15 protein-coding genes are annotated in these 16,852 nt (G+C 71.6%); 6 read left to right on the forward strand and 9 right to left on the reverse strand.

Translation table 11 applies throughout. The features are described 5' to 3' along the window. Positions 1-10 precede the first annotated feature (10 nt). From AB0D74_RS35585 to AB0D74_RS35595, 3 genes are all read left to right on the forward strand, one after another. Positions 11-2,764: a bifunctional YncE family protein/alkaline phosphatase family protein gene (locus tag AB0D74_RS35585; protein WP_362596123.1), complete on the forward strand. Its 2,754-nt coding sequence runs from the start codon at positions 11-13 to the stop codon at positions 2,762-2,764. A 130-nt stretch (positions 2,765-2,894) separates the two neighbouring features. Next, positions 2,895-3,776, forward strand: coding sequence for an NAD(P)-dependent oxidoreductase (locus tag AB0D74_RS35590; RefSeq protein ID WP_362596125.1), 882 nt, complete (start codon positions 2,895-2,897; stop codon positions 3,774-3,776). Positions 3,777-3,839: 63 nt separating this feature from the next. Next, positions 3,840-4,115 (forward strand): DUF1876 domain-containing protein, encoded by a 276-nt coding sequence (locus tag AB0D74_RS35595; RefSeq protein WP_362596289.1) that lies wholly within the window; start codon positions 3,840-3,842, stop codon positions 4,113-4,115. 87 nt (positions 4,116-4,202) lie between these two features. On the opposite strand, the gene AB0D74_RS35600 is transcribed toward AB0D74_RS35595, so the two are convergent. The 6 genes from AB0D74_RS35600 to AB0D74_RS35625 all read right to left on the reverse strand — a co-directional run bounded on the left by AB0D74_RS35600 (position 4,203) and on the right by AB0D74_RS35625 (position 9,088). Continuing rightward, entirely contained in the window at positions 4,203-5,372 is a 1,170-nt protein-coding gene (locus AB0D74_RS35600) for a serine hydrolase domain-containing protein (RefSeq protein WP_362596127.1), read from the reverse strand. Positions 5,373-5,477: 105 nt separating this feature from the next. Continuing rightward, positions 5,478-5,882: an organic hydroperoxide resistance protein gene (locus AB0D74_RS35605; protein WP_362596291.1), complete on the reverse strand. Its 405-nt coding sequence runs from the start codon at positions 5,880-5,882 to the stop codon at positions 5,478-5,480. 175 nt (positions 5,883-6,057) lie between these two features. Beyond that, positions 6,058-6,519, reverse strand: a complete 462-nt coding sequence (locus AB0D74_RS35610; protein WP_362596129.1) for a MarR family transcriptional regulator — start codon at positions 6,517-6,519, stop codon at positions 6,058-6,060. 10 nt (positions 6,520-6,529) lie between these two features. Beyond that, positions 6,530-7,303, reverse strand: coding sequence for an ABC transporter ATP-binding protein (locus AB0D74_RS35615; protein ID WP_362596131.1), 774 nt, complete (start codon positions 7,301-7,303; stop codon positions 6,530-6,532). Next, positions 7,291-8,052: a cobalt ECF transporter T component CbiQ gene (cbiQ, locus tag AB0D74_RS35620; RefSeq protein WP_362596133.1), complete on the reverse strand. Its 762-nt coding sequence runs from the start codon at positions 8,050-8,052 to the stop codon at positions 7,291-7,293. Before cbiQ ends, AB0D74_RS35615 begins: the two co-directional genes overlap by 13 nt. A gap of 1 nt (position 8,053) precedes the next feature. Then, entirely contained in the window at positions 8,054-9,088 is a 1,035-nt protein-coding gene (locus AB0D74_RS35625) for an energy-coupling factor ABC transporter permease (protein ID WP_362596135.1), read from the reverse strand. A gap of 177 nt (positions 9,089-9,265) precedes the next feature. Between AB0D74_RS35625 and AB0D74_RS35630 the strand changes: the two genes are divergently transcribed. Beyond that, complete coding sequence (locus AB0D74_RS35630; protein ID WP_362596138.1) at positions 9,266-9,613, forward strand: SsgA family sporulation/cell division regulator; 348 nt, start codon at positions 9,266-9,268, stop codon at positions 9,611-9,613. A gap of 20 nt (positions 9,614-9,633) precedes the next feature. Here AB0D74_RS35630 and AB0D74_RS35635 read toward each other — a convergent pair whose 3' ends face one another. The 3 genes from AB0D74_RS35635 to AB0D74_RS35645 all read right to left on the reverse strand — a co-directional run bounded on the left by AB0D74_RS35635 (position 9,634) and on the right by AB0D74_RS35645 (position 14,956). Next, positions 9,634-11,304, reverse strand: coding sequence for a penicillin-binding transpeptidase domain-containing protein (locus AB0D74_RS35635; RefSeq protein WP_362596140.1), 1,671 nt, complete (start codon positions 11,302-11,304; stop codon positions 9,634-9,636). A 105-nt stretch (positions 11,305-11,409) separates the two neighbouring features. Continuing rightward, complete coding sequence (locus tag AB0D74_RS35640) at positions 11,410-13,020, reverse strand: penicillin-binding transpeptidase domain-containing protein (protein WP_362596142.1); 1,611 nt, start codon at positions 13,018-13,020, stop codon at positions 11,410-11,412. A 154-nt stretch (positions 13,021-13,174) separates the two neighbouring features. Then, positions 13,175-14,956, reverse strand: coding sequence for a phospholipid carrier-dependent glycosyltransferase (locus AB0D74_RS35645; protein WP_362596144.1), 1,782 nt, complete (start codon positions 14,954-14,956; stop codon positions 13,175-13,177). A gap of 130 nt (positions 14,957-15,086) precedes the next feature. Between AB0D74_RS35645 and rsmI the strand changes: the two genes are divergently transcribed. Further along, positions 15,087-15,935, forward strand: coding sequence for a 16S rRNA (cytidine(1402)-2'-O)-methyltransferase (gene rsmI / locus AB0D74_RS35650; RefSeq protein WP_362596147.1), 849 nt, complete (start codon positions 15,087-15,089; stop codon positions 15,933-15,935). 457 nt (positions 15,936-16,392) lie between these two features. Next, entirely contained in the window at positions 16,393-16,830 is a 438-nt protein-coding gene (locus tag AB0D74_RS35655; protein WP_362596149.1) for a hypothetical protein, read from the forward strand. The last annotated feature ends 22 nt before the right edge of the window (positions 16,831-16,852 follow it).

A 16,852-nucleotide genomic window follows, 5' to 3' on the forward strand; every position in this document is an offset into this window, starting at 1 on the left:
GAACAGTTCCGTGCAGGTAACCCGCCAGCGCCGGATCAGCGAGAAAAGACAGCTCAGCCTCTTCGGCCACCGCGTCGGCCGCCGCGCCATGCTGGTGACGGCCGGTATCGCCGTCGCCCTCGGCGTCACGGGCACCGCGGTCGCCTCGACGTACCAGTTCGGCACCCAGCAGGTCGGCCAGACCACCGCCAACGGCCAGGTGGTCTCCGCCGACCAGTACATCAACCCCTACGGCACCCGCAGCGTCATCAACGACGGCAAGATCATGTCGTCGGTCGTCAGCCCGGACGGCACCCGTCTCGCCGCCTCGGTCGCCGACGGCGACGCCTCCCTGGTCGTCGTGGACCTGGCGACCGGTCAGGTCAAGCAGAAGATCGGCACCAACGCCGCCGACGACCTGCGCATCAGCAGCGGCGCGGTCGGCCAGGAGGGCCCGACCTACTCGCCCGACGGCAAGCAGCTGTGGCTGGGCCAGGCCAACGGGTACACCAGGTTCACCGTCAACGCCGACGGCACCCTCGCCAACCCGACGGCCGTCACCATCGCGGCCGACGGCTCCAAGCAGGCGCTGGTGGGCGCGGCCGTGTTCTCCGCCGACGGCTCCACCGTGTACTCCGCGGTCAACGGCCAGAACAAGGTGGTCGCCATCGACGCGGCGACCGGAACGATCAAGCAGACGTGGGCGGTCGGCAACGCCCCGCGCGGTCTCGCCCTGGTCGGCGGCAAGCTCTACGTCAGCAACGAGGGCGGGCGCCCGGCCAAGGCCGGCGACACCACCATCAACTCCTACGGCACCGATGTCGTGGCGAACCCGAAGACCGGCGCCAGCACCACCGGCACGGTCAGCGTCATCGACACCGCGGACCCGTCCGCCGCCGTCTCCACCGTCGACGTCGGCCTGCACCCGACCGCCGTGTACGCGAGCAAGGGAGCGGTGTTCGTCACCAACACCGCCGACAACAGCGTCTCGGTCATCGACAGCCGCAAGGACAAGGTCGTCCAGACCATCTCCACCCAGCCGTGGCCCGAGGCGTCCGTCGGCTACGAGCCGAACGCGGTCGCCCTCACCGACGACGGCCGCCTCCTGGTGACCCTCGGCCGCGCCAACGCCGTCGCCGTCTACCGCTACACCTCCGCGCAGCAGCCCGCCCGCTACGTCGGCCTGCTCCCCACCGACTACTTCCCGTCGGGGATCACCGCCCTCGGCAAGCAGATCGTCGTCGCCAACACCCGCGGCATCGACGCTCTCCGTCCCGACGCGGCCGGACACAACACGCACGACACCACGTCGAGCCTCACCCGGTTCACGATGCCGAGCGACCAGGTCGTCAGGTCCGAGACGAACAAGGTGTTCAAGCAGAACGGCTGGACGTCCAACTCGGTCAGGACCGCCAGGAGCAACAGCCACAAGAAGGCCGTCCCGGTCCCGAGGCGCATCGGCGACCCGTCGACGATCAAGCACGTCTTCCTGCTCGTCAAGGAGAACCGCACCTACGACCAGGTCTTCGGCGATCTGCCGCAGGGCGACGGCAACTCCTCGCTCACCCAGTTCGGCGAGAACGTCACGCCCAACCAGCACGCGCTGGCCGAGCAGTTCGGGCTGTACGACAACTTCTACGACATCGGCACCAACTCCGCCGAGGGCCACAACTGGCTGATGCAGTCGGACAACCCGGAGTACACCGAGTCGTCGGCCGGCGAGTACACGCGCAGCTACGACACCGAGAACGACGTCCTCGGCCACCAGAAGACCGGGTTCATCTGGACCGGCGCGCAGGCGGCCGGCAAGTCCGTGAAGGACTTCGGCGAGTTCCAGTCGTACGAGAGCAAGCCGGCCGGGGCGACCTGGCAGAACCTGTACTGCGACAGCAAGAACATGGCCGCGACCGGGGCCCAGACCCAGTACCCGATCAAGACGGGGTCGGCGATCCCCTCGCTCAACGACGTGTCGGTGCAGGGCTTCCCGCTGTTCGATCTCGACGTCCCGGACATCTACAAAGAGCAGATCTGGAAGCAGGACTTCGAGAAGAGCGGCCCGGCGAACCTGAACATGTTCTGGTTCTCCAACGACCACACCGGCGGCCCGGCCAACGCCGCCGCCGAGGTCGCCGACAACGACCTCGCGGTGGGCCGCATGGTCGACACGATCACCCACAGCAAGTACTGGAAGGACTCGGCGATCTTCGTCGTCGAGGACGACTCCCAGGCCGGCCTCGACCACGTCGACGGCCACCGCGCCCCGGTCCAGGTCATCAGCCCGTACGCCCAGCACGGCACGGTCGACGACCACTACTACTCGCAGATCACCATGGTCCGCACGATCGAGCAGATCCTCGGGATCCACCCGATGAACCAGCTCGACAGCGCGGCCACCCCGATGTACGGGGCGTTCACCGGCAAGGCGGACGACACCCCGTTCACGGCGGTCCCCAACCGGACCTCGCTGACCCTCGGCGTGAACCCGCAGCCGGCCTGCGGCTCGGACACCCCGGCGGCCCAGGACGCCCAGGCCGCCGCCGCGCCGACGTCGGTCTCCGTCCCGGCGGCCGAGGCCACGGTCGCGGCGCAGTGGCGGACGTGGGCCTCGCACCAGCGGCTGACCGGCAAGAACGCGGTGCCGGACTACGCGAACCCCACCCAGATGAACCGCTACACCTGGTACCAGACCCACAACTGGACCAAGCCGTACCCCGGCGACAAGAAGATCTACGCGCCGAACGACGTGCCCGGCGCGTACCTCCCGTCGTCGGAGAACGACGGCTGACCGGGCCCGCGAGGATCGAGGGACCCCTGCTTCGGCGGGGGTCCCTCGCGTTTTCCGGCGCGAAGCCGCGCGCCGGGTGCCGCCCGGTACGCCAAGCTGGCTGCGGAACGTACGAGGACAGGGAGACGTCATGACTGACAAGCCGACCGTGGGCATGCTGGGCACCGGCATCATGGGCGCCGCGATGGCCCGCAACCTCCTGAAGGCCGGGCACACCGTCCGCGCGTGGAACCGCACCCGCGCCAAGGCCGAGCCCCTCGCGGCCGACGGCGCCCAGGTCACCGACACCCCGGCCGAGGCCGTCGAGGGCGCCGACGTCGTCCTCACCATGCTGTACGACGGCGCGACCGCCCTGGAGACCCTGCGCGAGGCGGCCGGAGCGCTGCGTCCCGGAGCCGTCTGGGTGCAGTCGACCACCGCGGGCCTCGACCAGGTTCCGGAACTGGCCGCGTTCGCCGCCGAGCACGGCCTGGTCTTCTACGACGCCCCGGTCCTCGGCACCCGCCAGCCCGCCGAGGCCGGACAGCTCACCGTCCTGGCCGCGGGGCCCGAGCAGGGCCGGGAGAAGGTCACGCCCGTCTTCGACGCGGTCGGTGCCCGCACGGTGTGGACCGGCGACGACGGGTCGACGGCCGCCGCGACCCGGCTCAAGCTGGTCGCCAACAGCTGGGTCCTCGCGGCCACCGCGGCGACCGGCGAGGTGGTCGCCCTGGCCCAGGGGCTCGGCGTGGACCCGCAGCGCTTCTTCGACCTGATCGCGGGCGGGCCCCTCGACATGGGCTACCTGCGGGCCAAGGCCGGGCTGATCCTCGACGGCGGGCTGACCCCGCCGTCGTTCGCGGTGGACACCGCGGGGAAGGACGCCCGGCTGATCGTCGCGGCCGGCGCGAGCCACGGCGTGCGCCTGGACGTCGCCGAGGCGGCAGCCGAACGCTTCGCCCGCGCCGCCGCCCAGGGGCACGCCGACGAGGACATGGCCGCCGCGTACTTCGCCAGCTTCGACGGCAGGTAGCGGCTCCCCGACCTCCGGGAGCACCCTGGAAGCAGTGATTCCGGAGGTGGTCCCGTGATGAACATGATGAAAACCGCTGTGGGATGGCATGTCGAGATGGAGTTCCTGGAGGACGACACGCACACGCGCGCGGTGGCCCTGGTGCGCCTGCCCGACGGCACCGAGGTACGGGCGCACGGCCACGCGAGCCGGCACGAGTCCGACAGCAACCAGCCGAGAGTCGGTGAGGAGATCGCCGGCGCCCGCGCCCTGAACGAACTGGCCATGCAGATGCTGTCCAAGGCGCACGGCGAGATCGACGCGCTGTCGGGGCGGCACTCGCACCCGATCAACGTGTGAGAGGCCTGCGGCGAGAGCGAGAGCGAGAGCGAGAGCGAGAGCGAGAGCGAGAGCGGGCGCGGGGTGCGCACGGGGTGCGCACGGCGGTTACGACAGCGCCGTGCGCACCGCGCGTACCAGCGCCTGTGCCCGCGGGTCCGCCGTCACGCTCTTGCGGAAGCCGTTGGTGACATAGCCGAACGCGATGCCCGACCCGGGGTCCGCGAAGGCGAGCGCGCCGCCGCGGCCCGGGTGGCCGAAGGAGCCGGGGGAGAGCAGCGGGGACGCGCTGCCGTGCAGCATGTAGCCGAGCCCGAAGCGGGTGGAGACCACCAGGACGCGGTCGGGGCCGGCGGACTGCTCGGTGCGGGCCAGGTCCACGGTCTCCGGGGTGAACAGCCGCCTGCCGCCGTCGACCTCGCCGATCAGGGCGGCGTAGACGCGGGCCAGGCCGTCGGCGGTGGCGATGCCGTTGGAGGCGGGGAGGGCCGCCGCGCGGTAGGCGGGGTCGTTCTCGTCCGGGAGCGGGCTGATCGCGCCGAACGCCCGGCGCGTCAGCGAGTCCGGGTCGGCGTACGCCTCGGAGACGGCCCGCTTGGGCCGGGTCCGCAGCGCACTCGCGCTCTCCGGTGCCGTCACGGGCCCGACGCGCCCCACGCGCGCCTGCTCCGCCTCCGGCAGCCCGAGCCACAGCCCGGCGCCGAGCGGCCCGGCGATCTCGTCCGCGATCCACTCGCCGATGTTCCGCCCGGTCACCCGCCGTACCAGCTCGCCGGTCAGCCAGCTGTAGGTCTGTGCGTGGTAGCCGTGGTCGGTGCCCGGCTCCCATACCGGCGCCTGCGCCGCCACGGCCGCCGCGCCGAGGTCGGGGTCGGCGGCCTCCGCGGGCGTGAGCGGCCGGTCCAGCACCGGGACGCCCGCGCGGTGCGCGAGCAGGTGCCGCACCAGCGTCCGCTCCTTGCCGGCCGCCTTGTACTCCGGCCAGAGGTCGCCCACCGGCGCGTCCAGGTCCAGCTCGCCGCGCTGGTGCAGGAGCAGCAGGACGGCGGCGGCGACGCCCTTGGTCGCCGAGCGCACGACCTGGGCGGTGCCGTGTTCCCACGGTGTGCCGCCGGCGTCCCCGTCGAAGTCCCGTGCGCCGCCCCACAGGTCGACGACCCGGTGCCCGTCCCGGTACACGGCCACCGCCGCGCCCCGGTCCCCGAGCAGTTCGAAGTTGCTCGCGAACGCGTCCCTGACCGGCTCGAAGCCCGCCGCCACAGTGCCCTGCACGTCCACGTCCGGATCCCTCCGCCTTCCCGCCCACCGGTGACAGTGGGGGAAACACGGCCGCGGGGGCCTCGGATTCCTCGCCACGACGTGGTCTGCGGCACGTGCCCGGGGTCAGCCGAGCACGATCGTGACCTCGATGTTGCCGCGCGTGGCGTTCGAGTACGGGCACACCTCGTGGGCGGCGTCCACCAGCTTCGTCGCGATCTCCGCGTCCAGCACCGGGAGCGAGACGCTGAGGGCGACCGCGAGGCCGTAGCCGCGCTGCTTGTTGGGGCCGATGCCGACCTTCGCGGCGACCGTGGAGCCGGTCAGGTCGTAGCCCGCGCGGTTGCCGACGAGGATCAGCGCGTTGTGGAAGCAGGCGCTGTAGCCGGCCGCGAACAGCTGCTCCGGGTTGGTGCCGTTGCCGTCCCCGCCCAGCTCCGGCGGCATCGCGACCTTGAGGTCGATCTGGCCGTCCTGGCTGCTGACATACCCGTCCCGGCCGCCGTGCGCGGTCGCCTCGGCGACATACATGATCTTCGTCGGACGCGAGTCGACGGTGGCGCCTTCGATCACGGCGGGACCTCCCCCAGGGTGGAAACAGTGGTGGGCAACACAGAAGTGTGCAAGCACATCGTGCACAAGGTACCGACCGGTAGGAAGCCCTGGGAGGGGGAGGGGGGTGGAAACCGCGGGTAACAGCAGAGGGCTACGCGGGCCGCGCCGCCGCCCGGCCCGCCCGCTCCGCGAGCTCCCGCAACTCCTCGCGCAGCCGGGCCACGTCGGCCCCGTCGAGCCCGGTCGTGGTGAGCAGGGCGCCCGGGATGCGCGCCGCGCGCTCCCGCAGTTCCTCCGCGCGCCCGGTGCACGCGACGAGCACCGAGCGCTCGTCCCGCTCCGAGCGCTCCCTGCGCACCAGCCCCGCCCCCTCCAGCCGCTTCAGCAGCGGCGACACCGTGCCGTAGTCGAGCCGGAGCGCCTCCGCCAGCTCCTTCACCGTGGTCTCGCCCCGCTCCCACAGCACGAGCAGCACGAGGTACTGCGGGTAGGTGAGCCCGAGTTCGTCGAGGAGCGGGCGGTAGGCGGCGGTCACGGCGCGCTGCGCGGCGTACAGCGCGAAGCACAGCTGTTCGTCCAGCCGCGGCGGCCCGGCGTCCTCTTGATGCGTCACGGGCCCATTGTCACGGACGCGGGGCGAATCCGAAGGGCAGTTCCAGCCGGTTGGCACGCATCAGGGCGTCGTCGCCGAGGAGTTCGGCGGTGGGCCCGTCGGCGGTGATCGTGCCGTCGCTGAGCACCAGGGAGCGCGGGCACAGCTCCAGGGCGTAGGGCAGGTCGTGGGTGACCATCAGGACCGTCACGTCCAGGGAGCGCAGGATGTCGGCGAGTTCGCGCCGGGACGCCGGGTCGAGGTTGGAGGAGGGCTCGTCCAGGACGAGGATCTCCGGCTCCATGGCGAGGACGGTCGCCACCGCCACCCGGCGGCGCTGCCCGAAGGACAGGTGGTGCGGCGGGCGTCCGGCGAAGTCGCCCATGCCGACCCGGTCGAGGGCGGCACGCACGCGTGCCTCCAGCTCCGCGCCCTTCAGGCCGGCCGCGGCCGGTCCGAACGCCACGTCCTCGCGGACCGTCGGCATGAACAGCTGGTCGTCCGGGTCCTGGAAGACGATGCCGACCCGGCGCCTGATCTCCGCCATGTGCCGCTTGCCGACGGGCAGTCCGGCCACCGTCACCGTGCCCGCGCCGCCGCTCAGGATGCCGTTGAGGTGCAGCACGAGGGTGGTCTTCCCGGCGCCGTTCGGCCCGAGCAGCGCGACCCGTTCGCCGCGCGCGACGCGGAAGTCCACGCCGAACAGGGCCTGGTGCCCGTCGGGGTAGGCGAACGCGAGGCCGGAGACCTCCAGGGAGGCGGGAGGGGAGGCGGGAACAGCGGGAACAGCGGTCACAGAGCCCATCCCAACAGGCAGACGACAAGGGCCGACAGCGGCAGCGCGAGGGCGTACGACCACTGGGCCCGGGACGCGGTCACCTCGTCGACGACCGGCATCGAACCGGTGTAGCCACGGCTCACCATGGCCAGGTGGACGCGTTCCCCGCGTTCGTAGGAGCGGATGAACAGCGCGCCCGCGGACTTCGCGAGCACGCCCCAGTGGCGCACGCCCCGCGCCTCGAAGCCGCGCGACTGCCGGGCGATCCGCATCCGGCGCATCTCGTCGGTGATGACGTCGCCGTAGCGGATCATGAAGGAGGCGATCTGGACGAGCAGCGGCGGCAGCCTCAGCCGCTCCAGGCCGAGGAGCAGCTCGCGCAGCTCCGTGGTGGCCGCCAGGAGGACGGAGGTCGCGACGCCGAGGGTGCCTTTCACCAGCACGTTCCAGGCGCCCCAGAGGCCGTTCACGCTGAGCGAGAGGCCCAGCACGTCGGTCCGTGCGCCCTCCGCGACGAACGGCATCAGCACCGCGAAGGCGACGAACGGCACCTCGATCAGCAGCCGCCTCAGGAGGAAACCGGCGGGCACGCGCGCGTGCTGCGCGACGACCGCGAGCAGCACGGCGTACAGCGCGAACGCCCACATCGCCGTCCGCGGGGTCGAGACCACGACGACCACGAAGCCGAGGGCGGCGGCGAGTTTGGTGTGCGGCGGCAGCGCGTGCACGCGCGAGTGCGCGTGCCGGTAGAGCCGGTGCGCGTGCCCTGCCCCCACGTCAGCCCGCCTCCGAAGGGGCGGAGGTACGGCGCCTGCGCACCGCCCAGAACACCGCGCTGCCCGCGACCACGGTCGTGCCCACCCCGATGACGCCCGCGAGGCCGCCGGAGAGCCGGGCGTCGGAGACGTCCTCGACGCCGTAGTCGGCGAGCGGGGAGCCGGCCGAGGCGTGCTCCTTCGCCTTCGTGTCGATGCCGTGGTCGTGGGCGACCTTCTCCAGGCCGTCGGGGCTGGCGGAGGCGTAGTAGCTGACGAACCCGGCGAGCACCAGGGAGGTCGCCAGGCCGCTGATCCACAGCGCCCGGCGGGAGGTGCGCGCCGCCACGGGCGCGGTCGGCTCCGGCGCGTCCACCAGTTCGCCGTTCACGCGCAGCTTGAGCCCCTGTCGCAGGCCGCGCGCCCCGTGCACCAGGTCGGGGCGTACGGCGATCACCGCGCCGACCGTGAGCGCGGTGATCGCGGCCTCGCCGACGCCGATGAGGACGTGCACGCCGATCATCGCGCCGGCCACCTTGCCGATGGCGACGTCGGTGGTGCCGCCGACCGCGTAGAGGAGGGTGAAGGCGACGGCCGCGGCGGGCACGGAGAGCAGGGCGGCGACGAAGGCGGCGCCGGTCACCGAGCGCCGGCCGCCGGGCAGCACCTTCAGCAGGCCGCGGAAGACGGCGTACGCCACCACGGTGGTCACGATCGCCATGTCGGTGATGTTGACGCCGAGCGCGGTCAGCCCGCCGTCCGCGAACAGGATGCCCTGCATGAGGAGGACCACGGACACGCACAGGACGCCCGTGTACGGGCCGACGAGTATCGCGGCGAGCGCCCCGCCCAGAAGATGGCCGCTTGTTCCGGCCGCCACGGGGAAGTTGAGCATCTGTACGGCGAAGATGAACGCCGCCACCAGGCCGGCCAGCGGCGCGGTGCGCTCGTCGAGTTCACGGCGGGCGCCGCGCAGGCTGACCGCGAGGGCGCCGGCCGCGACCACGGCGGTGACCGCCGAGGTGGGGGCGTCGATGAATCCGTCAGGTACATGCACGGTTCGATTTTAGGGTCCTATTGCGAAGCTTTTGCAAGAGCGAGAAGCTCGTCACATGAGGATCCGCAGGCAGGGCGGGAGCGGTCTCCGCAAGCACAATAGGGAAAATGTGCGACATTGGATAGGAAAGCGGATGAACAACTTTCGCACAGATCACGGAGCGTAAAGGGCAGTCCGATGTCTGTAGTCGAGCAGTATGCGCGAGCCCACATCGTCACCGACGAGGACGCACGGGACGATCCCGGCGCGGTGCCCGTCGTCCTGCGCTACGACCCCGACGGCGATCCGCGGACGGTACACGTCGGTCTGCCCGGCACGGACGAGTGGACGTTCTCCCGCGCCCTGCTGGAGCAGGGCCTCAGGGCGCCCGCGGAGAGCGGTGACGTACGGGTCTGGCCGCTGGGACGGGTCCAGGCCGTGGTCGAGTTCCACTCCGACCACGGCACGTCGGTGGTGCAGTTCGAGTCGAAGGCGCTGCTGCGGTTCCTCCGGCGCACCTACATGGCGACCCCGGTGGCCGGCTGACGCGCCCCTTCGGGGCCCGCCTAGAGGGACGCGCCCAGCTTCAGCAGTGCCGCCACGATCGGTCCGGCCGTGTCGCCGCCGTGCCCGCCCGCCTGGACCACGCCCGCCGCGGCGAAGTCCCCGCAGTACGCGGTGAACCAGCCGTTGGGCTTCTTCTGGCCGTCCACCTCGGCCGAGCCGGTCTTGGCGCCGCAGCTCGAACTCAGCCCCGACATCGCCTTGGCCGCCGTGCCGTACGCCGCGGTGTACTGCATGACCTCCTTCAGCTGCGCCTGCGTCTTCGACGACATCGTGCGCGAGGCCTTCGCGATCGCCCGGTTGTCCACGCTCGGCGCGACCAGGTACGGCTGGTGGAAGGAGCCGGTGTCCACCGTGGCCGACACCGACGCCATGTTCAGCGGGTTCATGCGCACCCCGCCCTGCCCGATCAGCGAGGCGCCCATCTGCGCGCCGCTCTGCACCGGCACGGAGCCGTCGAAGGTGGGGACGCCGATGGCCCAGTTGTTCATGCCGAGGCCGTACACCTGCTGGGCCTCGGTGGTCAGGTCGCTGTTGGAGAGCTTGGGCGCGAAGTTGATGAAGGCGTTGTTGCAGGAGGCGCCGAAGCTCACCTTGAACGTGCCCTGCTTGATCTCGGAGTCGTCGTCGTTGTGGAAGGTCCACCCGGCGAGCTTGTACGTCTTCGGGCAGGGGTGCGAGGCGTCCGGGGTGATGAGCCCCTTCTCGAACAGCATCGTCGACGTGATGATCTTCATCGTGGAGCCGGGCGCCAGGGAGCCCTGGAAGGCCACGTTGAAACCGTGGCTGGAGTTGGCGACGGCGAGGACCTCGCCGGTCGACGGGCGCACCATCACGACCGAGGCGTTCTTCTGCGTGGTGACCTGCTTCTCGGCCGCCGCCTGCAGGGTCGGGCTGAGCGTGGTCTGCACGGTGCCCGGCGTGCCCTTGCTGAGTTCGAGCAGCGTCTTGTCGGAGAGCTTCGCCTTCTCGGACGCGGCGCCGCGCACCACGCGCAGTTCGACGCCGGCCTTGCCGCCGGCCTTCTTGCCGAACTTCTCCCGCAGCCCGTCGAGCACCGTCCCCAGCGACGGGTACCTGGCGGTGGTGATCTCCCCGCCGTCCCGGTCCAGGGCCTTGATCGGCGGGGTGCCGGACTCGCCGGTGACCAGGGTGTCGCCGTCCGCGAGGTCCGGCTGGACGACCGCGGCGTGCCAGTTCACCACCGGCTTGCCGTCGCTGGTCCGGCGGATCACGGTGAACGCCGAGTCGTACGCCAGGGGCTTGCTGACGCCCTTGTACGACACCGTCGCCTTCACGGAGAACGGGACCTTGTCGCCGGTGCGGGTGCCCTCGGTGAGGGTGACGCCCGTGACGTGGGCGTCCTTGGTGTAACCGGTCAGGAGCTTGATGCAGGCCTTGCTGTCGTCCGTGACGGCGGCGGCCCGGGTGACCTTGCCCTGCTGCCAGGACGACAGGAAGGTGCGCGCCGTCGTCTGCACCTCGGTGGCCGACAGCGGACCGGTCTTGACGGGCTTCTGGTCGGACTTCCCCGACGACGCCGCGTCGGCCGCTCCGCCGCCGTACAGCGCGTAGAGGCCGAAGCCGGCGCCGCCGACGACCACGGCGATCACTCCGCCGATGACGGCGGGTCTTTTCTTCCGTCGCTCGACGACGCGCCTTCTCTTGCCCACAGCTCAGTTCCTCCGCGCACTTCCCCCGGGGTCCCCGTCGCCCCGTAGCCCTCACGCTCCCCAACGACGACACCAAGCCTAGAGTCCCGGCCTGTGGGAGTGACGTCAGCCACCGATCCGTAGCACACTCGCGACAATCGGACCGGCCGCGTCGATGCCGTGGCCGCCGTCCTGGGTCATGGCCGCCGCCGCGACGTCGTCGCGGTAGCCGGCGAACCAGCTGTTCGACTTGGACTGGCCGTCGACCTCCGCCGAACCCGTCTTGGCGCCGATGCTGCCGCTCAGCCCGCGCATGACCCCGGCCGCGGTGCCGCTGGTCGCGGTGCGGTTCATCATGGCGCGCAGCTGGGCGACCGTGGTGGCCGACAGGCCCTTCGCGGTGGCCAGTTCACGGCCGTCCAGCTTCTGCGGGACGAGCACCGGCTGCCGGAAGGCCCCGGTCAGCGCGGTCGCCGCCACCGACGCCATGTTCAGCGGCGACATCTGCACCTGGCCCTGGCCGATCAGGTTGGCCGCGGTGTCCGGGCCGCCGGAGGCGGGGACCCGGCCGTCGAAACTCGGGATGCCCACCTTCCAGTTGTTCTTCCCGAGCCCGAACCGGTCCTCGGCCTCCTTGGTGAGCGAGTCGACCTGGACCGAGTCCGCGTACTTCACGAACGCCGTGTTGCAGGAGCGCGCGAAGCTGTCCGAGAGGGTGGCCTGCTCGTCCGGCTCAAGTCCCTTGAGGTTGCTGAAGGTCTGGCTCTGCCAGGTCGCGGTCGGCGGACAGGGGGCCGGGCCGTTCGCCGTGGTCAGCCCCGTGTCGATGAGGGTGGCGGCGCTGATGATCTTCATGGTGGAGCCGGGCGCCAGCTCGCCGAGGAAGGCCGCGTTGAAGCCGTCCTCGCGGTGGTTGGCGACCGCCAGCACCTCCCCGGTGCTGGGCTTGACGGCCACCACCGACGACTCGGCGTACTTGGTCACCGCGGTCTCGGCGGCGGCCTGCACGCGCGCGTCGAGCGTCGTCCGCAGCTTGCCCGCCTTGCCCTGGGTGAGGGTCAGCAGCGTGGTGTCGGCGGACTCCGCGGACGCGTGCTGGATGACCAGCTCCACGCCGGGGGTGCCGCCGGCCTTGTCGCCGTAGCGGCTGCGCAGCTCGTCCAGGATCGGGCCCAGGGACGGGTACGCGTCCTTGGTGAGCACCTTGCCGTTGCGGTCCACGGCCTCGATCGGCGGGCTCGCCGCCTCGCCGGTGGACAGCGTGTCGCCGCGCTTCAGCTCCGGGTGGACCACGGACGGGTCCCAGTCGACGAGCGCACGGTGCGTGGTCTCGCCGCGTACGACGGTCAGCCGGCTCCGGTAGGCGAGCGGCTTCGACTTCCCGCCGTAGGACACGGTCGCCTTCACGCTGTACGGCACGGTGGCGCCGGTCGCCTTGCCCGGCGTGATGTGCACGTCCTTGATGTGCGCCACGTCGCTGAAGGAGGTGAGCACGGGCTCGGCGTCGGCGGAGTCGTTCGTGAGCGACGCCGCGGTCGCCGACTGGCCCTTCTCCCAGGCCGTGAAGAACTTCTGCGTGGTGTCCTCGACCTCGTCCTTCGTCGGCGGCCCCGTCCGCACGGCCGGTGTGCTGTCACCGCGCAACCCCGACAGGACGTTGTAGGCCCCGTACCCGCCCCCACCCAGCACGACCGCGCAGACGCCGCCGACCAGGGCTCCCTTGACCCCCTTGCGCATAGTGCGAAAATCCCTCCCCGTGAGCATTTGCCGCATTTTGTGAACGCGTTCAAAAGCTGGCTGTGACTCGCACTGTAGGTCGTTGTGGGGCCCTTGTGACAGGTGTTGACCGATTGTTGGCCGAACCGGTGGCCGAACGGAGGTTTCCGCCCGGCTAGACCCAGGTATCCAGCCACATCCGGGAGCGCCAGGAGTCGATGGGGATTGCCGTGCCCGTGTACAGGGGCCAGAAGTAGATGAAGTTCCAGGCGATCAGGAGGACCAGGACGCCCGCGCTGGACGCGCCGAGCAGTCGGCGGGTGTCGCTGGAGCCCGGGGGGCCGATGATCGCGCCGATCATCATCGCCACCGCGAGACAGAGGAACGGCACGAAGACGACGGCGTAGAAGAGGAAGATCGTGCGCTCCTGGTACATGAACCAGGGCAGGTAACCGGCCGCGATGCCGCACGCGACGGCACCGGCCCGCCAGTCGCGGCGGAACGCCCACCGCCACAGGATGTAGGCGATCGCGAAGCAGGCCGCCCACCACAGCAGCGGGGTGCCGATCGCGAGCACCTCACGGGCGCACTTCTCGCCGGCGTCCGACGGGCAGCCGTCCACGCCCGGGGACGGCGACTCGTAGTAGTACGACACCGGGCGGCCCAGCACCAGCCAGGACCACGGGTTCGACATGTACGTGTGCGGCGACGACAGGCCGACGTGGAACAGGTACACCTCGTGCTCGTAGTGCCACAGGCTGCGCAGCCAGTCCGGCAGGAACGTCCAGTTCCCGCCCTTGCCGTCGGTGGCCGCCCAGTTGCGGAAGTAGCCGCCGGTGCCGTCGGTGGGGGACAGGATCCAGCCGATCCAGGACGTCAGGTAGACGGCGACCGCCACCGGGACCGTCGCCAGGAACGTGATCCCCGTGTCGTGCGCCAGGACCGCCTTGTACGGGTGCCGGGCACCGGCCACCCTGCGGGCGCCGACGTCCCACAACAGCGCCATCACGCAGAACGCGGCCAGGATGTAGAGGGCGTTCCACTTGGTGCCGAGCGCGAGGCCCAGCAGCAGGCCCGCGGCCCAGCGCCAGGGCCGCCACCCGAAGCGGAAACCGTCGGCCACGTGCGCGTCAGGGCGGACCCGGCCGTCCGCGTCCGGCGGCAGCGCCGCCGCCAGTTTCGCCCGCGACCGGTCCCGGTCGATGACCAGGCAGCCGAACGCCGCCAGCACGAAGAACATCAGCACCCCGTCGAGCAGCGAGGTGCGGCTCATCACGAAGTGCAGTCCGTCCACCGCCATCAGCGCGCCGGCCAGGCAGCCCAGGAACGTGGACCGGAACATCCGGCGCCCGATCCGGCACAGCAGCAGCACGCTCAGCGTGCCGAGCAGCGCGGTCATGAACCGCCAGCCGAACGGGTTGAAGCCGAAGACCAGCTCCCCGAGCCCGATGACGTACTTGCCGACCGGCGGGTGCACGACATACGCCGCGTCCACCGGGATGCCGACGTGACCGGCCTTCTGCAGGATCAGGTCGTTGGCGTTCTTGTCCCAGTTGACCTCGAAACCGCGGTGGACGAGCGCCCACGCGTCCTTCGCGTAGTACGTCTCGTCGAATATCACCGCCTTCGGGCTGCCCAGGTTCCAGAACCGCAGCACGCCCGCCATCAGCGTGACCAGGAGCGGACCGCCCCAGCCCGACCAGCGCGTGATCCGCTCGGCGAGCACCGGGGGCACCCCCAGGGCCGACCACAGCCGGGGGTTCGGCTCGGCGTACGGCGGCACCAGGCGGTCGACGACGCCGGCCCGCACGCCCGGGCCCGCGCTGCCTCTGTCACCGGTGGTGAGCGCCGGGCTCGCCGTGTAGCCGAACCGGCGCAGCCGCTGCTGCCACGTCGGCCGCTCGTCGAGCGCTGCCTGGCCCTGCCGGGTGTCCGTGGAGGACGCGGTACTGGTCACCGCGCCATCGTAGGGAACCGTTCTGTGTGAGTCCCGTGCAATGCGGCTTCGCGGTGGGTTCCTTTGCGTTCCCCGCCCCGGGCGTCGGCGGGGGGACGGCGCTGTCGGTGGCGGCTGCGAGGATGGGGGCGTGACTGGAACCCTTGTCCTCGCAGGCACCCCCATCGGCGACGTCGCGGACGCGCCGCCCCGGCTCGCCGCGGAGCTGACCGGCGCCGACGTGATCGCGGCCGAGGACACGCGGCGGCTGCGCCGGCTCACCCAGGCGCTGGGCGTGACGCCCAAGGGGCGCGTGGTGTCGTACTTCGAGGGCAACGAGTCCGCCCGCACGCCCGAGCTGGTCGAGGAACTCGTCGGCGGCGCGCGCGTGCTGCTCGTCACCGACGCCGGGATGCCGTCCGTCTCCGACCCCGGCTACCGGCTGGTCGCGGCGGCCGTGGAGAAGGGGATCCGGGTCACGGCCGTACCGGGGCCGTCCGCCGTGCTCACCGCGCTCGCGCTGTCCGGGCTGCCCGTCGACCGGTTCTGCTTCGAGGGGTTCCTGCCGCGCAAGGCGGGCGAGCGCCGCTCGCGCCTCCAGGAGACCGCCGAGGAGCGCCGCACCCTCGTCTACTTCGAGGCCCCGCACCGCCTCGACGACACCCTCGCCGCGATGGCCGAGGTCTTCGGCGCCGAGCGGCGGGCCGCGGTCTGCCGTGAGCTGACCAAGACGTACGAGGAGGTGCGGCGCGGCCCGCTGGCCGAGCTCGCGGCGTGGGCAGCCGAGGGGGTGCGCGGCGAGATCACCGTCGTCGTGGAGGGCGCGCCGGAGCGGGGGCCGGAGGAACTCGACGCGGCGGAGCTGGTGCGGCGGGTGCGGGTGCGGGAGGAGGCGGGGGAGCGCCGCAAGGAGGCGATCGCGGCGGTGGCGGTGGAGGCGGGGATTCCGAAGCGAGTGGTGTTCGACGCGGTGGTTGCGGCGAAGCGCGTCGATGGCTGAGGGCGGTTTCGGCGGCGCCGTCGTGGTTGCTCCTGTGTAGTTGTGTGCGGGGCAGTGGGGGCTGGTCGCGCAGTTCCCCGCGCCCCTCACGGGGCGCCTTCGGGCCGGGGTTTCGAAGGGGGCGCACCCTGATCTCTGAGCGAGCCGCTCCTCGGTTGAGCGTGCGCCCCTGACCTGCGGTGATGTGTCCTCTGAGCGGGGGGCTACTCCTCTGAGCGCGCGTCCCACGGGACGGTAAAGCAGGGGAGGGAAACGCAAAGCCCAGCCCTGTGCGGCGAGGCGGATTTGGCAAGCCGAATCCAAATCGCCTCCAACACTCGGCAGGCCTGTCGCATTCGCGCCGGTGAAGGCGTCCACTGGTCAGCAGGGACGCACCCGTCCCTCACCCCCATGGGATTCCGGGGGGAATCCCCGCGCCGGGGGTGCGTGCTTGTCCAAGCGGACAAGAGGAGCTGGCATGAGTGAGATCGCAGGGCAGACCACCGGCCTCCGCGGTGCGGCCACAGCCGTCGTCCACGAGTCGTATTCCTTCGCCTGCATGCGATGCGGGCACGGCTGGGAGCAGTCGTACGAGATAGAGCACCACACCGACGCCGACAACCACGAGTTCGTCAAGTACGTGGCGAACGGCCGGGTCGTCCCGTCGCCGCTGAGCCGGCCCTCGTGCCAGAACTGCGACGGCCAGGTCCTGCGGATCATGCGCGCGGGCCAGGTCTCTTCGGTGCGGAACGCCGCGCAGCGGTCGCACCGGTCGCCGGCGCAGGACCGCCCCGCCGGGCAGGCCGCCGCGGAGAGCGGGACGGCCGAGGCGACGGAGGCCTCCGCGGAGATCGGGCAGCCGCATCACTGGCACCTGTCGGACCTCCTGCACCCCTTCCAGCGCAAGGCGAGCTGACCCGGCCGCCGGTCCGGCGGGC

Source organism: Streptomyces sp. NPDC048278 (genome assembly GCF_040652195.1).
Taxonomy (GTDB): domain Bacteria; phylum Actinomycetota; class Actinomycetes; order Streptomycetales; family Streptomycetaceae; genus Streptomyces.

What these genes read in the sequence shown, in the direction of transcription:
- AB0D74_RS35630 (WP_362596138.1), top strand. Translation starts at nt 9,266, where the DNA reads ATGTCTGTAGTCGAGCAGTATGCGCGAGCCCACATCGTCACCGACGAG.
- AB0D74_RS35640 (WP_362596142.1), bottom strand. Translation starts at nt 13,020, where the DNA reads ATGCGCAAGGGGGTCAAGGGAGCCCTGGTCGGCGGCGTCTGCGCGGTC.
- AB0D74_RS35605 (WP_362596291.1), bottom strand. Translation starts at nt 5,882, where the DNA reads ATGTATGTCGCCGAGGCGACCGCGCACGGCGGCCGGGACGGGTATGTC.
- AB0D74_RS35595 (WP_362596289.1), top strand. Translation starts at nt 3,840, where the DNA reads ATGATGAAAACCGCTGTGGGATGGCATGTCGAGATGGAGTTCCTGGAG.
- AB0D74_RS35615 (WP_362596131.1), bottom strand. Translation starts at nt 7,303, where the DNA reads ATGGGCTCTGTGACCGCTGTTCCCGCTGTTCCCGCCTCCCCTCCCGCC.
- AB0D74_RS35655 (WP_362596149.1), top strand. Translation starts at nt 16,393, where the DNA reads ATGAGTGAGATCGCAGGGCAGACCACCGGCCTCCGCGGTGCGGCCACA.
- AB0D74_RS35590 (WP_362596125.1), top strand. Translation starts at nt 2,895, where the DNA reads ATGACTGACAAGCCGACCGTGGGCATGCTGGGCACCGGCATCATGGGC.